Source organism: Kitasatospora sp. SC0581, from assembly GCF_048159585.1.
Lineage (GTDB): Bacteria > Actinomycetota > Actinomycetes > Streptomycetales > Streptomycetaceae > Kitasatospora.
Genome location: NZ_JBLRWA010000111.1, coordinates 1 through 570, shown reverse-complemented (window position 1 = coordinate 570; position 570 = coordinate 1). Strand labels below are relative to the sequence as shown.

Here is a 570-nt window from a genome sequence, read left to right as displayed (position 1 = left end):
TCAACTTTTCTACTACTATCTTCCTATTTCTTTTAGCCAGAGCTTGTAACATCGTTCTATTATTAATTAAATTTGATATTGCGTTACTTATTTCAGTAGCGCTACAAGGATTAACAAATTTACCATTATCACTACTAATTAAGTCAGGTATGCCAGCATGGTTAGTTGTAATTATGGCTAATCCGTTTCCCATAGCTTCTATAATAGATATAGGTTGACCTTCCTTTGGATAATAAGTGGGTAAAACAAAAATATCACATATTTCTAAGAGGTCTTTTTTGGCTTTACCATTAACAACACCATGATATACAACCTTTTCACTTAATTCATTTTCTATAATAAAACTCTCAAATCCTTTTTTGTCCTTTTCATTAAAAAACTTGCCAGCAAAATGAAAAGTAATATTTCTGTTATCTAATAATTTTATAGACTTCAAAACATCCATATAACCTTTTGTTTTTTATAAAATTACTAAGATATAAAATATTAAAACAATCTTTTCTTAAAATACTTTTTATTTTAGTATCAAATAAGTCATCACTTATTAACGAGGTGTTTTCAACAAAATTT

The 570-nt window shown here is 26.7% G+C and carries 1 protein-coding gene; it reads right to left on the bottom strand.

The features are described from left to right. A partial coding sequence (locus ACLWS4_RS37320; RefSeq protein ID WP_416876469.1) for a glycosyltransferase family 4 protein occupies window positions 1-445 on the bottom strand: 445 nt, incomplete at its 3' end. Between the last annotated feature and the right edge of the window lie 125 nt (window positions 446-570).